Origin of the sequence: Paenibacillus sp. FSL R10-2778, from assembly GCF_038593035.1 — a bacterium.
GTDB lineage: Bacteria > Bacillota > Bacilli > Paenibacillales > Paenibacillaceae > Paenibacillus_AQ > Paenibacillus_AQ odorifer.
This window is the reverse complement of the sequence record NZ_CP151956.1, coordinates 4,659,825-4,677,713: the sequence shown is the minus strand read 5'-3', so window position 1 is coordinate 4,677,713 and position 17,889 is coordinate 4,659,825. Positions and strand designations below refer to the sequence as shown.

At 44.9% G+C, this 17,889-nt stretch carries 17 protein-coding genes and 1 tRNA gene; 13 read left to right on the top strand and 5 right to left on the bottom strand.

Translation table 11 applies throughout. The features are described 5' to 3' along the window. The first annotated feature begins 11 nt into the window (after positions 1-11). Positions 12-728: a CAP domain-containing protein gene (locus NST40_RS21135; RefSeq protein ID WP_342409984.1), complete on the top strand. Its 717-nt coding sequence runs from the start codon at positions 12-14 to the stop codon at positions 726-728. Positions 729-861: 133 nt separating this feature from the next. On the opposite strand, the gene NST40_RS21130 is transcribed toward NST40_RS21135, so the two are convergent. Next, positions 862-934, bottom strand: a tRNA-Lys gene (locus NST40_RS21130). 239 nt (positions 935-1,173) lie between these two features. Between NST40_RS21130 and NST40_RS21125 the strand changes: the two genes are divergently transcribed. The 8 genes from NST40_RS21125 to NST40_RS21090 all read left to right on the top strand — a co-directional run bounded on the left by NST40_RS21125 (position 1,174) and on the right by NST40_RS21090 (position 10,015). Then, positions 1,174-2,013, top strand: coding sequence for a GDSL-type esterase/lipase family protein (locus NST40_RS21125; RefSeq protein ID WP_076127595.1), 840 nt, complete (start codon positions 1,174-1,176; stop codon positions 2,011-2,013). A 102-nt stretch (positions 2,014-2,115) separates the two neighbouring features. Beyond that, complete coding sequence (locus NST40_RS21120; protein ID WP_036685707.1) at positions 2,116-3,096, top strand: ABC transporter ATP-binding protein; 981 nt, start codon at positions 2,116-2,118, stop codon at positions 3,094-3,096. Continuing rightward, entirely contained in the window at positions 3,089-4,078 is a 990-nt protein-coding gene (locus NST40_RS21115; RefSeq protein ID WP_342410917.1) for an ABC transporter permease, read from the top strand. Before NST40_RS21120 ends, NST40_RS21115 begins: the two co-directional genes overlap by 8 nt. Positions 4,079-4,247: 169 nt before the next feature. Next, complete coding sequence (gene parE / locus NST40_RS21110) at positions 4,248-6,230, top strand: DNA topoisomerase IV subunit B (protein ID WP_076127597.1); 1,983 nt, start codon at positions 4,248-4,250, stop codon at positions 6,228-6,230. Between the two features lie 177 nt (positions 6,231-6,407). Beyond that, positions 6,408-8,849 carry a DNA gyrase subunit A gene (gyrA, locus tag NST40_RS21105; RefSeq protein ID WP_076127599.1) on the top strand — a complete coding sequence of 814 codons (2,442 nt, stop codon included), beginning with the start codon at positions 6,408-6,410 and terminating at the stop codon, positions 8,847-8,849. 192 nt (positions 8,850-9,041) lie between these two features. Continuing rightward, positions 9,042-9,473: a MarR family transcriptional regulator gene (locus NST40_RS21100; RefSeq protein ID WP_076127601.1), complete on the top strand. Its 432-nt coding sequence runs from the start codon at positions 9,042-9,044 to the stop codon at positions 9,471-9,473. Continuing rightward, positions 9,470-9,769 carry a hypothetical protein gene (locus tag NST40_RS21095; RefSeq protein ID WP_256721872.1) on the top strand — a complete coding sequence of 100 codons (300 nt, stop codon included), beginning with the start codon at positions 9,470-9,472 and terminating at the stop codon, positions 9,767-9,769. The genes NST40_RS21100 and NST40_RS21095 overlap by 4 nt, the downstream gene beginning before the upstream one ends. Positions 9,770-9,832: 63 nt before the next feature. Then, positions 9,833-10,015 carry a hypothetical protein gene (locus tag NST40_RS21090; RefSeq protein ID WP_256721873.1) on the top strand — a complete coding sequence of 61 codons (183 nt, stop codon included), beginning with the start codon at positions 9,833-9,835 and terminating at the stop codon, positions 10,013-10,015. Between the two features lie 816 nt (positions 10,016-10,831). Here the strand turns inward: NST40_RS21090 and NST40_RS21085 are convergent. Together NST40_RS21085 and NST40_RS21080 are read right to left on the bottom strand one after the other, a co-directional pair. Next, a complete protein-coding gene (locus NST40_RS21085; protein ID WP_076219226.1) occupies positions 10,832-11,578 on the bottom strand; it encodes an RluA family pseudouridine synthase in 747 nt (248 codons plus the stop codon). A gap of 3 nt (positions 11,579-11,581) precedes the next feature. Next, complete coding sequence (locus NST40_RS21080) at positions 11,582-12,445, bottom strand: class I SAM-dependent methyltransferase (RefSeq protein WP_036685718.1); 864 nt, start codon at positions 12,443-12,445, stop codon at positions 11,582-11,584. A gap of 231 nt (positions 12,446-12,676) precedes the next feature. On the opposite strand from NST40_RS21080, the gene NST40_RS21075 reads away from it, so the two are divergent. From NST40_RS21075 to NST40_RS21060, 4 genes are all read left to right on the top strand, one after another. Further along, positions 12,677-13,507 carry a helix-turn-helix domain-containing protein gene (locus NST40_RS21075; RefSeq protein WP_076219228.1) on the top strand — a complete coding sequence of 277 codons (831 nt, stop codon included), beginning with the start codon at positions 12,677-12,679 and terminating at the stop codon, positions 13,505-13,507. A gap of 85 nt (positions 13,508-13,592) precedes the next feature. Beyond that, positions 13,593-13,958, top strand: coding sequence for a VOC family protein (locus NST40_RS21070; RefSeq protein ID WP_076219229.1), 366 nt, complete (start codon positions 13,593-13,595; stop codon positions 13,956-13,958). A gap of 171 nt (positions 13,959-14,129) precedes the next feature. Then, complete coding sequence (locus tag NST40_RS21065; RefSeq protein ID WP_076134641.1) at positions 14,130-14,582, top strand: flavodoxin; 453 nt, start codon at positions 14,130-14,132, stop codon at positions 14,580-14,582. A gap of 1 nt (position 14,583) precedes the next feature. Further along, on the top strand, positions 14,584-15,351 hold the full coding sequence (locus NST40_RS21060) for a hypothetical protein (protein ID WP_342409983.1): 768 nt from the start codon (positions 14,584-14,586) through the stop codon (positions 15,349-15,351). Between the two features lie 94 nt (positions 15,352-15,445). Here the strand turns inward: NST40_RS21060 and NST40_RS21055 are convergent, their stop codons facing one another. Continuing rightward, a complete protein-coding gene (locus NST40_RS21055) occupies positions 15,446-16,291 on the bottom strand; it encodes a GNAT family N-acetyltransferase (protein ID WP_076127613.1) in 846 nt (281 codons plus the stop codon). An 82-nt stretch (positions 16,292-16,373) separates the two neighbouring features. Then, on the bottom strand, positions 16,374-16,667 hold the full coding sequence (locus NST40_RS21050) for a GNAT family N-acetyltransferase (protein WP_076134638.1): 294 nt from the start codon (positions 16,665-16,667) through the stop codon (positions 16,374-16,376). Between the last annotated feature and the right edge of the window lie 1,222 nt (positions 16,668-17,889).

The window sequence follows — 17,889 nt, the reverse complement described above, 5'->3', positions numbered from 1 at the left end:
GAGATGGCAGATTGAAGAACAAGACATTAAAAGCAATCATCGGTGGTAGCGTGGCAGCTGTTATGGCACTTAGTATTTCTCTTCCATTGGAAGCAAATGCGGCATCGAATGAATCGACAGTAACAATAAAAGGCACAAGTTATGAGCAAATATTACAATATTTTAAACAAGCTAATCTTGAGGGATTCCCTTTTTCGAATAGCACAATCGTGGTAACTAAGCCGCAAACTGGAACAGTACCAAACAAAAACAACACGACCACAACTACAACTACAAAACCGGTTACAAAGCCAGCAGACACAACTACTGTAACTAAGCCAACTGATAATACAACTACAACAGGTGCTGTGAGCAATAAAGGAACCTATGTTCAGCAAATCGTAACGCTGGTAAACAAAGAACGTGCAGCAGCTGGTTTGTCACCTGTAGCTGGATTGGACAGCCTGCACAAAGTTGCCGCTACAAAAGCTACAGATATGCGTTCGAATAACTATTTCTCACATACTTCACCTACGTATGGTTCACCTTTTGATATGATGAAATCCTTTGGCATCACTTATAAAGCCGCAGGTGAGAACATCGCAATGGGACAAAAAACACCAGAAGAAGTAATGAAGGCATGGATGAATAGTCCAGGTCACCGCGCTAATATTTTGAATGCTAACTTCAATTATATCGGTGTCGGTTATGATAATAATTACTGGGTTCAAGAGTTTATTGGTAAATAATACGAGTAGATGCTTCAGGAAGAAATCGTTCTCCGATGTAAGTCGGGGAGCGGTTTTTTTTGTGTGGTGAAGATTAAAAATGCAACAAAAAAAGAAGTAAGGAACTTGTCCTTACTTCTTCTGTCTAGCTCTATGGGTTATGCAGGGGTCGAACCTGCGACCTGCCGATTAAGAGTCGGCTGCTCTACCAGCTAAGCTAATAACCCGTAATGTCTAAAGAGTCAACGGTGAATATTATATAATGGCATTAATTAAAAAGCCAGTATTTTTTTATTTTCAAAAAAGTCCACACTCGTTCCTCGGCAAAAACACTGTAGCAGCGGGATTTTTTTCTTTGCTAGACATTTGCAAAACTTGTATGGAAGAATTATGTTTATGTAACATAGTTAAGATCTTTGTAAATTGTGGAACAATACATAATAGAACGGCATACGGAGGGATAGCTTTGAAGGATTCGAAATGGACATGGCGCAGCGTCAGCTTGATTTCCATAGTAACAACTATAGTTTTGATGGTTGGTTTAGTTTATGCGGTTAAAGATATTATCTATCCGGTCGGAGAGGTTACCGAGAGCAGCTTGCCTCAGCAAACAGCCGCACCGGTGACGGAGACTGTCAAGCTCCTAAAAATTGTTGCGCTCGGGGATTCGCTAACCAAGGGGACCGGTGATAACACCGGAGAAGGGTTTGTTAAGCGTACGGTTACTGGTTTATCCGCAAAAGGTGTCACCGTAGACTTTTTAGGCAATATGGGGATTAACGGGTTGACTACTGCGGGGCTGTTAAGCAAACTGAACGAAGATGGTGTGGAGTATGCCTTGCGCATGTCGAATGTTGTTCTGCTATCCGTCGGAGGAAATGATCTGTTTAAGGATTCGGATATTCTTGAGAATAATGGGGCGCAACAGGGCAACACAACTTCATCAACCTCTGGGCAGGAGCTGACTCCAGAGTCTTTATTAGCCGCTCTGCCAGAAGCAGCAGCTAGACTGGAGAAGATTCTCGATAAAATCTCACAGATCAATCCGAATGCGCAAGTTTACTATATGGGGCTGTATAATCCCTTTGGCGATATTCCAGAATTACTGGCACCAGGCAATCAAGCGGTAACGAAGTGGAATAATACGGCAATGGATATTATTAATGAGCATAGCAACATGACCTTGGTTCCTACGTTTGACTTGTTTAACAGACATTTGGACAAGTATCTATCCACCGATCATTTTCATCCTAATGGTGATGGCTATCAGCGAATCGGAGAACGGTTCATACAGGCTGTGCAGTAGTATATAGGTGAGTGTTAAATTTTGCAGTAAGATCATGTAGGTAAATGCCCTTTGAGCAAGTACAAACCGAGAAAATGACAGTCACAAGGAGCTAAATTAAATATGACAAAAGCGAATAGTGAAGACTCCGGCACAGTCGTCTTGTCTGTGGACGGGGTACGTAAAAAAATAGGACGAAAATGGATTATAGATGATGTCACTTTCGATGTGAGAAAAGGGGAGATTTTCGGCTTTCTCGGGCCTAATGGCGCTGGGAAGACGACCACGATCCGCATGCTTGTGGATTTGATTCGACCTACTGAGGGCAAGATTACAGTATGTGGGTACAATGTGAACCGAAATCCGGAAAAAGCATTGCAATATGTAGGCTCTATCGTTGAGAATCCTGAGGTATATACCTATTTGACCGGGTGGGAGAATTTGCAGCATTTTGCACGGATGCAGCCTGGCGTAGACAATGAACGTATTAGCGAAGTGGTAGATATTGTTCGATTAGATCAGCGGATACATGATAAGGTAAGTACATACTCGCTTGGGATGAGACAACGATTAGGCATTGCGCAGGCGCTGTTGGGACGTCCACGGCTGCTTATTTTGGACGAGCCGACGAATGGACTTGACCCTAAAGGCATTAAAGAGCTGCGAGAATTCATTCGCAAGCTGGCGGATGAAGGGCTGGCGGTGTTCGTATCGAGCCATCTGCTTAGTGAAATTCAGCTTCTTTGCGACCGTGTAGCGATTATTAGTAAAGGGCGTGTATTGGCAGTAGGTGCGGTAGATGAGCTGATCGCTCGTAATTCGCCGTATGTACTTTGGGAGCTGGAGCCTTTTGCTGAGGCCCGGGAAATGCTGGCTGATCGTTCAGATATTCAAATTCAGAAACTGGAAGACGTCACATTAGATGACTCAATTATTGCCGGGATGGGCCCCAATTCTTTAATAACGATCATGGATCAGGATCTGATCCCCGAGATTGTGGCCGTAATGGTTACTGCTGAAATTGAGGTGAGAGCTGTGCATAAAATTAATCCGACACTGGAACAGCTATTCTTGAAACTAACGGAGGGTGAGAATGTTGAGTAACTTGCTTCCGCTAATCCGTAATGAGTGCTTGAAGATTATAAAAAAGAAACGGTTTTATGTTATACTGCTGATTCTGATTGTACTGGTGCCTATGTTCACCTATGCACAGATGCGTTCAGCCGAACGGAGTCGGGAGAAATTTAATTCCAATTGGCGGCTTGAGATCCAGCAGCAGATTATCGATAATCAAAATTCACTGGGCAGTGACCGGATTCCAGAGGAATGGAAGACTTATCGGCGAATATTTGTACAACAGCTTCAGTATTATCTTCACCATGACGTTAATCCGAATGAACCTAGCGGGGTTACCTTTACCCGAGAATTTATGGATAATTCGGTTACATTATTTATTCCATTGCTCATTATGGCGGTGGCCTCAGATTTGGTCTCGGCCGAAAGGACAACTGGAACTATCAAAATGCTGTTGACTAGGCCGGTCAAGCGTTGGAAGGTGCTCTTTAGCAAAATGACAGCACTGCTAATGTTTGTCTCGCTTATCGTACTTTCCACATTTGCAATCAGTTACTTTATCTCTGGTCTTGCCTTTGGTTTTAAAGGTTTTAACATTCCTGTTTTTACAGGCTTTAAAATCAGTGGTGATTCGCTAGATATGTCTACTGTACATGCAGTGCCCCAGTGGAAATATATGCTTATGCAAGGTGGTTTGATTTGGTTCGTAAGCGTAGTGGTTGCACTGCTCGCGTTCATGATCTCGGTGCTAGTTCGCAGTACTGCGGCGAGTATAGTAGTTATGATGGCAGCGCTGATTGCAGGTAGTATACTGACCAATATGGCCTCTGCCTGGACAACAGCGAAATATTTATTTATGGTAAATCTTGGACTGACCAGCTATTTGTCTGGTACTCCCGCCCCCATTGAAGGGATGTCCTTGTCATTTTCCATGGCTGTGCTGGCAGTATGGGGGGCCGCTTCGGTGATCATTTCATTCGCCGTCTTTACGAAAAGGGATATTTTGAATTAGAATGAACAAAGTGACCAAAACGTTTGTTTGCATTTCTTAGAAATATAGGAGAGTATAATTTCACGTTATATTCTATCCTTAGGTTTTTGGCAGTAACGGATACCGTTCTTAACATAAAGGACGGCCAAGCCGTTTCTTCTTAGTATAGAGAAAAGAAGGAGGAGCATGAATGCTCGAACAGATCGATATGTTTGCTGAAGTTTCTAATAACGGCGAGAATGGCCGTACTGGATACGATGCTGACGACATTCAAGTGCTCGAGGGTCTGGTTGCAGTACGCAAACGACCTGGCATGTATATCGGCAGTACGAGTTCTTCAGGACTACATCATTTAGTATGGGAAATCGTAGATAATGCCGTAGATGAGCATTTAGCCAAGTATTGTACAAAGATTGACATACTGCTTCGCAAGGATGGCTCGGTAACCGTTAGCGATAATGGACGGGGGATCCCAACTGGAATGCATAAGACAGGGGTACCTACCCCGCAAGTTGTATTTACAATTTTGCATGCGGGCGGTAAGTTCGGTGGATCGGGTTATAAAAAATCAGGCGGTTTGCATGGCGTAGGGGCTTCTGTCACAAACGCTTTGTCTGAATGGCTCGAAGTAGAGATTTATCGTGAGGGCAAAATCCATCGGCAGCGGTTTGAGTACTGGGTGGACAAGAAGGGCAAGGAGCATGTTGGCGAACCTGTAACTGGTCTTGAAGTTCTGGGTAACACCAATAAAACGGGTTCGAAAATTACTTTCAAGCCAGATATTCGTGTCTTCCCAAATGGAATTGCTCTGAATTATGACACGCTGGCAGAGCGGGTTCAGGAGATTGCTTTTCTGAATTCCGGTCTGCGTATTACACTGCAAGATGAGCGGAGCAACCGTCAGGATGAGTTCTTTTATGAAGGTGGAGCCAGTCAATTTGTGCAGTTCCTCAACGAAGGTAAGGATGTTCTCCATGATGTTATTCATTTCAGTGCAGAAAAGGATGATATCGAGGTAGAAGTAGCTCTGCAATACAACGGAGGCTACACAGAAACCTTGGCTTCCTTCGTAAACTCCATTCCAACTCGCAGCGGAGGCACACATGAGACCGGCTTTAAAACTGCGTACACTCGTGTATTAAATGAATATGCCCGCCGCACGCAATTGCTTAAAGAAAAAGATAAAAACCTGGAAGGTAATGATCTGCGGGAAGGCATGATGGCAGTTATCAGTGTGAAAATGTCCGAGGTTGAATTTGTTGGACAGACGAAGGATCAGCTTGGCAGTGCTTCCGCCCGTAGTGCAGTAGATTATATCGTTTCTGAAAATATGGCGCGTTTCTTGGAAGAGAATCCACAAGTTGCGCAGAGCCTGCTGAAGAAATCGATTCAAGCGTCGAAAGCCCGGGAAGCGGCACGTAAAGCCCGCGATGAGATCCGCACAGGCAAGAAACGCAGCGAAAGCTCGAATCTTGGCGGTAAGCTGTCTCCTGCACAATCAAAGGACGTTACACGTACGGAGCTGTTTATCGTGGAAGGTGATTCCGCCGGTGGTTCAGCTAAGCAAGGCCGTGACTCTAAGATTCAAGCGATATTGCCGCTAAAAGGTAAACCGATGAATCCGGAGAAAGCTAAGCTGCTGGACATCCTGAAGAACGACGAGTATAAAGCAATTATTTCTACAATAGGTGCTGGAATTGGTCCGGATTTCACCGTCGAAGACAGCAATTATTCTAAAATTATCATTATGACCGATGCCGATACCGATGGAGCGCATATTCAGGTGCTGCTGCTGACATTTTTCTATCGTTATATGAAGCCTTTATTAGATGCAGGTAAGGTCTTTATCGCTCAGCCTCCGCTTTATAAGTTGACCCGCAAAACGGGTAAGCTGGAGACCGTAAGGTATGCATGGAGTGATGAAGAGCTGCAAAATTACTTAAAGGAATTCGGCAAAAACTTCGAGCTTCAGCGTTATAAAGGATTGGGCGAGATGAACCCCGATCAGCTGTGGGAAACAACGATGAATCCAGAGTCGCGTACGCTGCTTCAGGTACAGATTGAGGATGCCGCTAAGGCGGAGCGCCGTGTTTCAACACTTATGGGTGACAAAGTCGATCCACGTAAACGCTGGATTGTTGAAAATGTCGATTTCACCGAAATTGTAGAGTAATGTCAGTGCTGCAAGTGACGATAATCCCGATTTTCTAAGAGTTTGGTGATTTATGGGACCTAGGGGATTTTGGAACTGTAGGAGCGATAGTGCCCGGAATTCCAAAAATCTCTGAAGTACCTGAGACTCACCACACTATTTTAAAACGGGCAGTTTGAGGAACAGAAGGTGAGCAAAGTGAGTAGTTTATCAGAACAATTTTTGCCGGCATTTCTGGAAGAGGTCGTCGGTGACCGCTTTGGTCGGTATTCCAAATATATTATTCAGGACCGGGCAATCCCCGATGTCCGTGATGGACTTAAACCCGTGCAGCGCCGGATTCTTTATGCGATGTACGACTCCGGCAACACCCCTGACAAGCCATACCGCAAGTCAGCCAAAACTGTCGGAGATGTAATGGGTAATTACCATCCACATGGTGACTCCTCTATTTACGATGGTATGGTACGTATGGCACAGCCTTGGAAGATGGGGCATGTGCTAGTTGACGGTCACGGCAACTGGGGCTCTATGGACGATGACCCAGCAGCGGCAATGCGTTATACAGAAGCACGGCTGTCTCCCATTGCAATGGAGATGATGCGTGATATCGAGAAGCGGACGGTCTTGTTTAAAGATAACTTTGACAATACCGCCAAAGAGCCTGTTGTGGTTCCTTCCCGGTATCCGAATCTGCTCGTAAATGGCACGAGTGGGATTTCTGCTGGTTTTGCCACTGAAATTCCGCCACATAATCTGCGTGAAGTAATTGACGCTTGTATCGCAGTGATGCAGAAACCAAATATTGAGCTGGAAGAAATTATGACCTTCATGAAAGGTCCGGATTTCCCTACAGGCGGCACGATCATGGGCGGAGACGGCATCATGGATGCTTACCGCACAGGTAAAGGCCGTATTTACCTGCGCTCCAAAACAGAGATTGAGAATATGCGGGGCGGCAAGCAGCAAATCGTGATCACGGAAGTACCATTCCAGATTGTAAAATCACGGCTGGTTACTTCCATGGAGAATATTCGGCTGGAGAAAAAGATCGATGGCATTGCCGAGGTTCGTGATGAGAGCGGCCGTGAGGGACTGCGGATTGTAGTCGAACTCAAAAAAGAGGCTGATGCTCAAGGCGTGTTGGCGTATCTGCTCAAAAAAACCGATCTTCAAATCACCTATAACTTCAATATGGTTGCTATTGTTAACAAAGCACCTCAGCAGCTTGGTCTAAAAGCCATCCTGGAAGCTTATATCGCCCATCAGCGTGAAGTTGTGACTCATCGCACCCAGTTCGATCTGGAACGCGCTGAAGACCGTGCTCATGTCTTAGAGGGCTTAGTTAAAGCACTAAACATCCTGGATGAGGTTATCGCTGCGATCAAAGCTTCGAAAAATCGTCAGGATGCTCAGAACAATCTCGTATGGATGTTCGGCTTCAGTGAACGCCAAGCCGATTCGATTCTTACTTTGCAATTGTATCGTCTGACCAATCTGGAGATCACTTCACTCCAGAAAGAGTTAGATGAAATGATGGCAAAGATTACACATCTGCGCGGTATTTTGGATAGCGACAAAAAGCTAGTTGCTGTAATTCGTAAGGAACTGCTGGAGATTCGCGACAAATACGGCATTGATCGCCGTTCTCTGATCCAAGGCGAAGTCGAGGAGCTCAAGGTTAGCCTTGAAGCGCTGGTCAATGCGGAGGATGTGCTCGTTGCTCTTTCAGCAGATGGATATATTAAGCGGACTAGTATGCTTTCCTTCACCCGTTCTGGTGGGGAGCGTCATACCTCAGGCGTCAAAGAAGGCGATCATATCGTCAGGCTGCTGGATGTAAATACCCGTGACAGTCTGCTGGTATTTACCCGCAAAGGGCAATACTTCTTGCTTCCTGTGCACCAGATCCCGGAGTTTAAATGGAAAGAGCCTGGTACAGCGATTGTGAATGTTATTGGATTGTCTAAAGGAGATGGAATCGTTAGTGTGATTCCGGTGAATAATCTAGATGATCCGCAGCAGAGCCTTGTGTTTGTCACCCGTCGGGGTCAGGTGAAGCGTACAGAGCTCAAGGAATACTCTACAAGCCGTTCTGGAGCTGTAGCGGCCTGTAAGGTAGCCGAGGGTGATGAGATCATTACAGTGGCTTCTAGTACGAATGACAAGGACATTGTGCTGGTCACCCGTGAGGGAATGAGTATCCGATTCCATGAGAATGAGGTTAACCCTATGGGTCGCGTTGCATCCGGCGTAAGAGGAATTCAGCTGCGCGAGGGCGACGAGGTGATTTCCTGCTTCTGGGTCAGCGAAGATGAAGGCGAAATCCTTGCCATTTCTGATATTGGTTATGCGAAACGTTCATTACTTGTGGATTATCCATCACAAAGCCGTGGTGGCAAAGGAATGCCAACCTTCGAATTCAAGGAAGGCAAACGAATACGTCCAAATGGCAGCAGGTTAGCAGGGGCTTTCTATTGCAAGGAGCCATTAGAACTGAATGCCGTTACCCGTGAGAATGCCCACCATACGTTCTCCTCTGAATCAGCGCCGCTGGGCGAGCGTCGTTCTACAGGCAAACAGATTGTAGCTGTGGAGAAAAAGGATGAGATCATAAATCTTTTCCCATCAGTTCATTAAAACTAGCGATTAACAAGTGATTTTATAACGGCGTTTAGTCCGCTCTTTTGGAGGGTTGACTAAGCGTCGTTTTTTATTTTTTTATGCTGAAGGTCTGGCAGATTTATTTTTTCTTCGTTTGCAGGAAATGGAAGTTGTTTCGCGAAAATGTAGATATACCGGATAGAACCGCGAGGAAAGGAAGGAATAAGTGTGCATGCTTCTGAATTCAGTAAAATTTGGCATAAGATTTTAAAAGATTATAAATTACATATGGACAGTAATCTTGCTCCAACGCTGACGGATGCCCAACTTACTGTACTTGAACTGCTTCAGGAACGCGACGCCATGAAGCCTTCTGATCTGGCTCCACATTTGGCGACCAGTCCTGCAGCGGTTACGATGTTACTTGATCGGATGGAGAAGCATGAGCTTATTGTGCGGGAAAGAGATGCTTCGGACCGGCGGATTGTATGGGTGAGTATAACGGAGACTGGAATGGAAGAAACTGCACGGGGTCTAAAGATCCGCAGTGATTTTTTTGCGGAAGCGCTTGATCCGATCTCCTCTCATAACCAACAGTTACTGCTCTACTTAATGGGCAAAATGGTTGTGACAACTACACCGGAGGGTTCTACACCTTGAAGCAAATAGCTTGGCTGTATCACTACTATGATGAATCTACAGGTCCATTTCAAAATCTGTCTGATCTGCCATCCCAAGAAGCGGAACAGGTTCTGAATGATCTACGTCAGCGTAATAAAGGTTTTGCGAGTAAGCGTTCAGCAGATTATCTAGATATTCGCCGGGGTCTTGAAGCAAAGGCCAGGGAATTATTTATAATAAAAGGTGGTAAGCCTTCTAGAGCCTGTCCGCATTATATGACGCTGGGAGAATGTCCGTGGTTATTAGACTGGTATCCTAGAGGTAAAAGCCTGTAAATTACTATTGAGCAGTTTGATCCTGCTTCGATCAGTTTCACTTACGGGGATTTGTTTCCTACTATGAGATATAAAGATGGCAAACCTTATCGCAATCAAGTTTATACATGGGACGAGATTATAGATGTAATCGATAAATTCGGTATGCCACAGGAATGGAATGCCAATGGTGACAAGGGACCTGAACGATATATTGAGGTTCAAATTTGGGATGATAAGCCTTTAATAAATATGATAGGGTATTAGATTTGGATCTACACCCCATTTAGAATATATGTATAAAGAGCCGATGGAAGCAATGCGGAAAATGTTGAAGAAGATAGAGGCGTTTAGAAGAATTAGATGAATGTAGAAATACATAGAAATATATAGATATATATAGAAGTATATAGATATATATAGAAGTATATAGAAACATTTAGAAGCGTTTGAAAGTATATATAGGTATTTAGTGGCATCTAGAAGTAAGAGAAACATGTAGAGGTATCTAAATGTATTTAGTTGTATTTTGTACAGCTATTATTTGTAAATTACTCGAGCATTGAGATATAACTGTATTTTATACAACTATTTTCTTGATTTACTTCTCTTTTTACAGTTTCCCTGATTTTTAGTTGTAAAGAGTACACTTAAAATCCGACCTACTGTTTTTTTATTCGGAATAAGTGTATAGAGTGCAGTTATCTTACTTTCATTTCAGATTCCAACTAGGATCCACTACTGTACCACTACTGTACCACTGCTGATCCATCGCTAAACAGAGCGGTGGACCGTTAGCTAAGTTCAGGCTGGAAGGTGGAAAGGATGTTTAATCTCTCAAAATGATGTTTAATCTCGAAGGGATGTTTAATCTCAAAGGGATATTCCATGCCCGGCTGGAATAATCGGACTAAGCATTCGTGCGGAGCTAAGAAGAACACTCCAACGTGGACCCTCTTCCCAAAGTCTCTGATCAAGTAGCAGACGCAGAACCAAAAACAAGGCAGTGATTCTCCACTAACCGGAGAATCACTGCCTTGTTTTAAATAACAGGGTTTGTTTCATTGCCTAAAAAGGGCTGCTTCAGGACAGCCCTTCTTGTAGTGTTTCACGCGGCCACAGATCCCAAGGATGGGTTTGTGGGGGCAGAGAGATGAGTTCCACTTCTTCTTTAGTAACAGGGTGAGGGAATCCTACAAGTGCTGACCATAACGCAATTTGTTGCCCCGGTCTGTTCACTGAAGCCCCGTACTTCTGATCACCGTATAATGGACAGCCGATCGAACTCAGCTGCACCCGAATTTGGTGGGAACGCCCTGTAAGTAAATCAATCTTAAGCAGGCTGTATCCTTCTGCACTGTCAAGCACTGTGTAATCCAGAATTGCTTCCTTGCCGCCGGGAGTTCCTTTTCGAACCACAGTGACGGTGTTACTCTTTGCGTCTTTAAGCAGCGTATCTGTAAGACGGCCACGAGTGGCTGGCGGTTTACCATGCACGACTGTTAAATACACCTTATGAAAGCCGTGAGTACGGACACTCTCGGATAGTCTTGAAGCCGCTTTGGAAGTCTTGGCAAAAATCATTGCTCCCCCAACCGGTCGATCCAAACGGTGGACCAGACCTATATAGACGTTGCCGGGTTTGTTGAAACGTTCCTTCACATCTTCTTTCAGCAGGTTCAGCAGGTCAGGATCGCCTGTTGCATCCTCCTGAACAGGAATATTCACGGGTTTTACAATCCCCAGAAGATGGTTGTCTTCGTATAACACTTCAAAGCGTTGTGATCCGCCGCTTACAGCCTCATTGTTGCCGGAACTATGCTGTGTCATGGCTTACGCCTCCCAGCGACCCAGGATACCACATGGCAGGTTCATGCCGGAGGAGGTGATCGGAAGACCAATTTCGCCGGAGGTAAGTTTTCCGCCATAACGTTTGCCCATGGTCATGGACAACATGTTGCGCAGTACAGTTGGAGAAATTCCAGTGGTGTAGGAATTAATGAGCATGAACAATGGGTTGTCGCTCATAATCTCCATACAGCTCTCAAGGAAAGGGTACAAGCTTGATTCAAGCTTCCACATTTCTCCACCAGGTCCTCTTCCGTAAGAAGGAGGGTCCATAATAATCGCGTCATATTTGCTGCCGCGGCGTTGTTCACGTTGTACGAACTTGAATACATCATCCGTGATAAAGCGGACTGGACGTTCTCCAAGACCAGACAGCTGAACGTTTTCTTTCGCCCACTGCACCATACCTTTGGCTGCATCCACGTGAACGACAGACGCACCGGCACTCGCCGCTGCCACAGTAGCTCCACCTGTGTAAGCAAAAAGATTCAGCACTGAAATTGGACGGTTAGCCGCTGCAATCTTGTCCATCATCCAGCTCCAGTTGGCTGCTTGTTCCGGGAATAGTCCTGTATGCTTGAAGTTTGTAGGACGTAAGTGGAATTTTAATTTACCATAGCTAATCTTCCAATCGTCCGGAATGGTTTTTTTCATTTCCCATTGTCCGCCACCAGCGGAGGAACGGTGATAATGTCCGTGCACATCACGCCATTTAGCGGTCTCATTATTTAGAGGCCAAATAATCTGTGGATCAGGACGACGCAAGATAATATCGCCCCAGCGTTCGAGCTTCTCTCCACCGCCTGTATCAATTACTTCATAGTCTTTCCAATCGCTCGCTATATACATGATTTAATCCATCCTTCAAAAAAATTCATTTAGCCTTTATTGTACAACATTTCACCTGATTGCTACAAACAAATTACACCTCAACCAGCTTCACCAATAATTTTGTCCAATGCTAATGAAGTGTATAATATTCCCATGCTTATGCGGCTATTCAACTGGTGCTGCAAGACTTGATTGTGTATGATCAGATAGTAGAGTTCTTACCCTATTTACGATCGGAGAACTAAAGCTATGTTCAATCTCTCACCGCTGTATTTCCCTATAACTGCAAAACCCAACCACACTAGTGAGTTTCTGCCCAGCCATGCCTTGCAGCCGTTTATTCGCTGTTTTTGGGGTTCTGTAGATGTGGAGTCTATACAACAACCTGAGACGGAGACAATAATTCCGGACACCTGTATGGATATTATTTGGGATTTGGATAGAGAATCAGGCAATACAAACACTTTTTTCTCCGGCATCAATGACACTCCATTTGAAGTCTCTTCAGACAGAAAGCCAGGGGGGAGTTCAACCTTTGGTATCCGGTTTCAGTTCTGGGCGGTTCATTTTTTTGCAGATGATCATCTGCGGAATGTCTTGAATGCACATGTCGATGTAGAACAATATTTTGGCACTTTTAAAAAAGAGCTTGGTCATCTATTGGAGAAAGTAAACTCGATGGACGAAAGGATTGCAGCCGCTGAAGCCTATCTGCTTCGTCGTCTTGAGCGTAGAGGGCGGACTAACGATCGGATGATGAACGCAGTCTATACTATGGTTAAACAAAAAGGGATTGTGACCGCAGAGGATTTGGAGACCAGTTCTAATTTAAGCAGACGACAACTTGAACGGCTTTTTCAAGAATATATAGGTGTATCGCCCAAAAAAACAGCAGATCTCGTGCGGTTTCAGAATGTATGGCGGGAGATGTGTCATTTACCTGGGCAGACAAAGAATATGCAGGATCTTATTTTCGCGTATGGTTACAGTCACCAGTCCCATTTTATCAATAATTTCAAAAAATATGCAGGAAGAACCCCACTTGAAGCCTTGGTCTATGCAGGCCGAAGAATGTCGTAATTTTGCAATACAAAGCGTGTCAACCTTGTTAGACTAAACCCAAGTAAGAAATGAGACATATTATGAGAATGAGAGGGGACAAGTTATGATTTCGTCTTTTGAAGGGACTAACATTTACACTAAAGATACTGAGGTGTCAGCTAAATTTTATACGGAGGTACTAGGAATTCCTATGCCTTTCGAAGGTTACGGTAATTTCGACGGGGCAAAGATTGGTTTTGATAAGAAGCAGCCGGGAATTATTATTTGGGATGCTGCAAAATGGGAAAATCTTACGACAGGTTTTGTTAATTTAGTATTCGGCTGTGATAATCTGGATGAGACATACGAGCAGTTGAAAGCTAAGGGACTGGATTGTCAGCCACCTGTTACGATGGAATATGGCGGTAAAGAAATGAATTTTCGTGATCCTGATGGGAATCACATAACCTTGCTGGAAGGTGCTTATTAAGCTTCTTTTTAAGAAAAATGAGACGGAGCGCAAACCTCAACCGTGTGTAATAACGGGGAGTTTGCGTTTTTTTAACTTTATTTATTGACAATGATAATCATTATCAAATAGAATGAGGTGAAGCGTATATGATTTAAATTTAAGGTGTTAGTAGGGGAGGAACAGGAGTTTATGGCTAAAGTGCTTGTGGCATATGCTAGTTTAACTGGCAACACTGAGGAAATGGCTGAATTGATTGTAGAAGGAATACGCCAAGCAGGCGGTGAGGCTGTTTTGAAGTCGGTCACTGAATGTAATGCGATTGAGATAAAATCATATGAAGGCGTTCTGCTAGGGGCATACACTTGGGGAGACGGAGAGTTGCCGGATGAAGCTCTTGATTTCTATGAGGAGATGGATGAACTTGATTTGACTGCTATGAAGTCAGCAGTTTTTGGTAGTGGAGATACAGGCTACGCCATTTATTGTGGGGCAGTGGATGTTATCGAGGAGAAGCTAAAGGAGCGTGGAGCAGTCATTTTGCAAGATAGCCTAAAGATTGAGTATGGCCCTAATGCTGCCGAAAAAGAAGCCTGCCGTCAATTCGGACGTCAATTCATCGAAGCCTGTATGGCGGTAACCTAAGATGGGTGGGCCAGTGGGAAGTTGGTTTAACAAGCCAAGGGATGTACATAGCCCTCCGTATAAACGGCTGCACGATTATCGCATGGAGCATATTATGCTGGGCGGGACTGAGAATTTAGCTAGCGGAGCTCCAGCGACGGGGCTCCCACGCTGGCGCCAGCAGATTCAATATGCTGTGGGACATACACTTAATGACTTCTATAGTCTGTTGCCGGAAGTGCGAAGAGAGACACCTATACAATTTCTGTTAGAGCGCCGGTGGCCTCCTAGGGGAGATGCTTTTCCCTCCCTTTTGCAATATTGGGATATCAAAACGAGTGTAGCTGATGAGCTTATGCGTATCGTTTCAAGCAATCATCTACAGGAGATTCCAGTGATGTTATATGAACAGTGGCATGTCCCAGTTCCAGCGCTGAATTTGGAGTTATCGATGATTACGCAGCTGGCTTGGAACTCTTCAAAAAGTGGCCGAAGCGTGAACATTCAGAAATTTATGGTTAATGACAATGAGGATATCATCACTGGATTTATGCATATGGCCAATGTTTTTTGCCATCATGCTTATGGTGAGCCAGCGGAGACCGTGGAAGTTTTCTCGCTGCTGGATGGACGTAAATACTGCTTTGATGGAGAGGCAATCTCGCTTATGGAGTCACTGGATTATGTGCGTCTGTTATCCGTATTTCTTGAGCGGGAAGTGTTAGCTGACGGTTCCTTAAGCTGCAGCGATCGTAGAAATGAGAGAGGCGAAGCGAATTATTTACTATAATAAATAGGCCTCCTTATCTGCAGGTTAGAACACCAGCAAGTAAGGAGGTCTTATTGTGACTGCTTTATTAAAATCTCAAGAATAGGTCTGGGGATTAGCCGATATATCGGTAATAATCCTGTTTATTCTGAATGACAAAGCCGCAGCTCTCATACAGCTTAAGTGCATTGGGATTATCCAGTGCGACCTCCAGATTTACACCATTATAATTTTTGCGCTCTCGTTCGATGGTCTGAAGAAGGGCGCTGCGGCCAATGCCAAGCCCACGTAGCTTTTTGTCGACTGTAAATCCATAGATCCAGGATTCATTATCTTCAGTCCACACCCGCATCTTCCCAACAGGCCTGCCGTCCATCTCGATCATAATATTCTCTTGCATACCTTCCTGTTTGTGCAACTCATACTGCTCTGCAGCATCTTCTGTCTTCATATCAAAACCTCCACAATCCAGTTCGACCAGAATGTGTGCCTCTTCTTCACGAGCTGGCCGTAAGACGACAGTCCCTGTTGCTGAGCTGACATCAGATGACACCATGGAATTGCCATCCCATTTCATTTGATATTCAGCGTGATTGAACTGCAGAGGCAAGGTTTGCAGGAAAGCAGTTCCAGATGAAGAAGCGGCGGGTGCATTTAGAAGAAGAGTAGAGACTTTATTGCGCTTGATTATGGTTTGTGCTCGGTTCCACAGAGAGGTGAAGATTCCGCGTCGACGGTAGCCTGGCCGAACCATGCCACAGACCTCCATATCGCTTCCAAAACCATAGAGTCCCAAGAAACCGACCAGTAATTCGTCCTCATAAGTCACGAGCCATTCCGTATCACCTGCGCTTGATGGCTGGCGGAGCATATCCCAATTCAGTTTTAATGAGATTCCTTCATATTGCTCACAGCGTTGTTGTAATTCCTCAATATTCTTAAAAGTGTCGGCAGTCGTCAAACCCGTTTCCCCCTAAAGTGTATTTGAACTATTATAAGTTCGCATAGTTACTAAAAAAGCTTCGCGGAAACGGGAGCAGGTTTTAAGCTCTCCCGCCAGTATTCCCGCTCAGCACGTCTTTGTACTCCGGGTGCTTCTCGAATTGATGCGCAGCATAGGAGCACACGGGTACAATTTTTAAATTCTCATTCCGAGCCTTGTCCACAACAGCACGTACAAGCTCTTGTCCAGTACCTTGACCGCGCAGTTCTTCGGAGACACGGGTGTGGTCAATGACTAATTCCCCGGCTTCTTTATCCAAACTGTATGTGATTTCGGCAAGGTCCTTACCGTCATTAGCAACAAAAAAACGTCCGTTTTCATTTTGAATTTGCATCTTATGGCTTCACTCCTAATTAGTTATTGCCTATATTTTACTACCATGAATTGCAAAAAGCGAGGAGCGAACCAGATTGATTGTTCGTCGGGTTGAATGTTTTTTTTCCTTGTTACCCGAGGATCGCTGCACTGCATTTTTGTTCATGTGGGCAACATGGCTATAGCAGAATATGAGCAAGTGAGAGTTAACTAACCTCGAGTATTTGTTTTGGTAAGCTGGGAACGGTGGAAGTCTGGAAGTCTGGAAGTCTGGAATGATGGGAACGCTGGGAACGCTGGGAACGCTGGGAACGCTGGGAACGCTGGGAACGGTGGAAGTCTGGAAGTCTGGAAGTCTGGAATGATGGGAACGCTGGGAACGCTGGGAACGCTGGGAACGCTGGAACCCCCGGAACCCCGGAACCCCGGAACCCCGGAACCATGGAACCCCCGAACCCCGAACCCTCTGTCCTAATCCTCTGCGGAATCTAACGGACCCAATTGACGCTATTTGCACATTTTTAGTCATTTGAGTAAAGTTTCGGACCCCAGTGCAGCTATTCCTTTGGAATAGGCACGAAATAGGCATTTATAGTGTCAATAGCGCCCATGGAGTCCGATCGCACGTAAAAAAGAGGATAATACTGCGAATAAGGTCAACTGTTTCCGATAGGTGTCCAATATCGTAGGATCCCAATCCGTCGCAGAAGCTTACGGACCAGAGTCCTAATCCCCCGCTGATGCTTATGGACCAGAGTCCTGATTTCCCCACTGATGTTTACGGACCCAGCAGACGCTATTTGCACATTTTTAGTCATTTGAGCAAAGTTTCGGACCCCAGTGCAGATATTCCTTTGGAATAGGCGCGAAATAGGCATTTTTAATGCCCATAGCGCTTATGGAGTCCGATAACATGCTGAAAATGGGATAATACTGCGAATAAGGTCAACTGTGTCCGATAGGTGTCCAATATCGTAGGATCCCAATCCGTCGCAGAAGCTTACGGTCCAGAGTCTTAATTCCCCACTGATGCTTAGGGACCCAGCAGACGCTATTCGCACATATTTAGCCTTTTGAGCAAAGTTTCGGACCCCAGTGCAGCTATTCCTTTAGAATAGGCACGAAATAGGCCTATTTTATGCCCATAGCGCCTATGGAGTCCGATAGCATGCTGAAAAGAGGATAATACTGCAAATAAGGTCAACTGTGTCCGATGGAAGAGTATCCTAATCTCCCGCAGG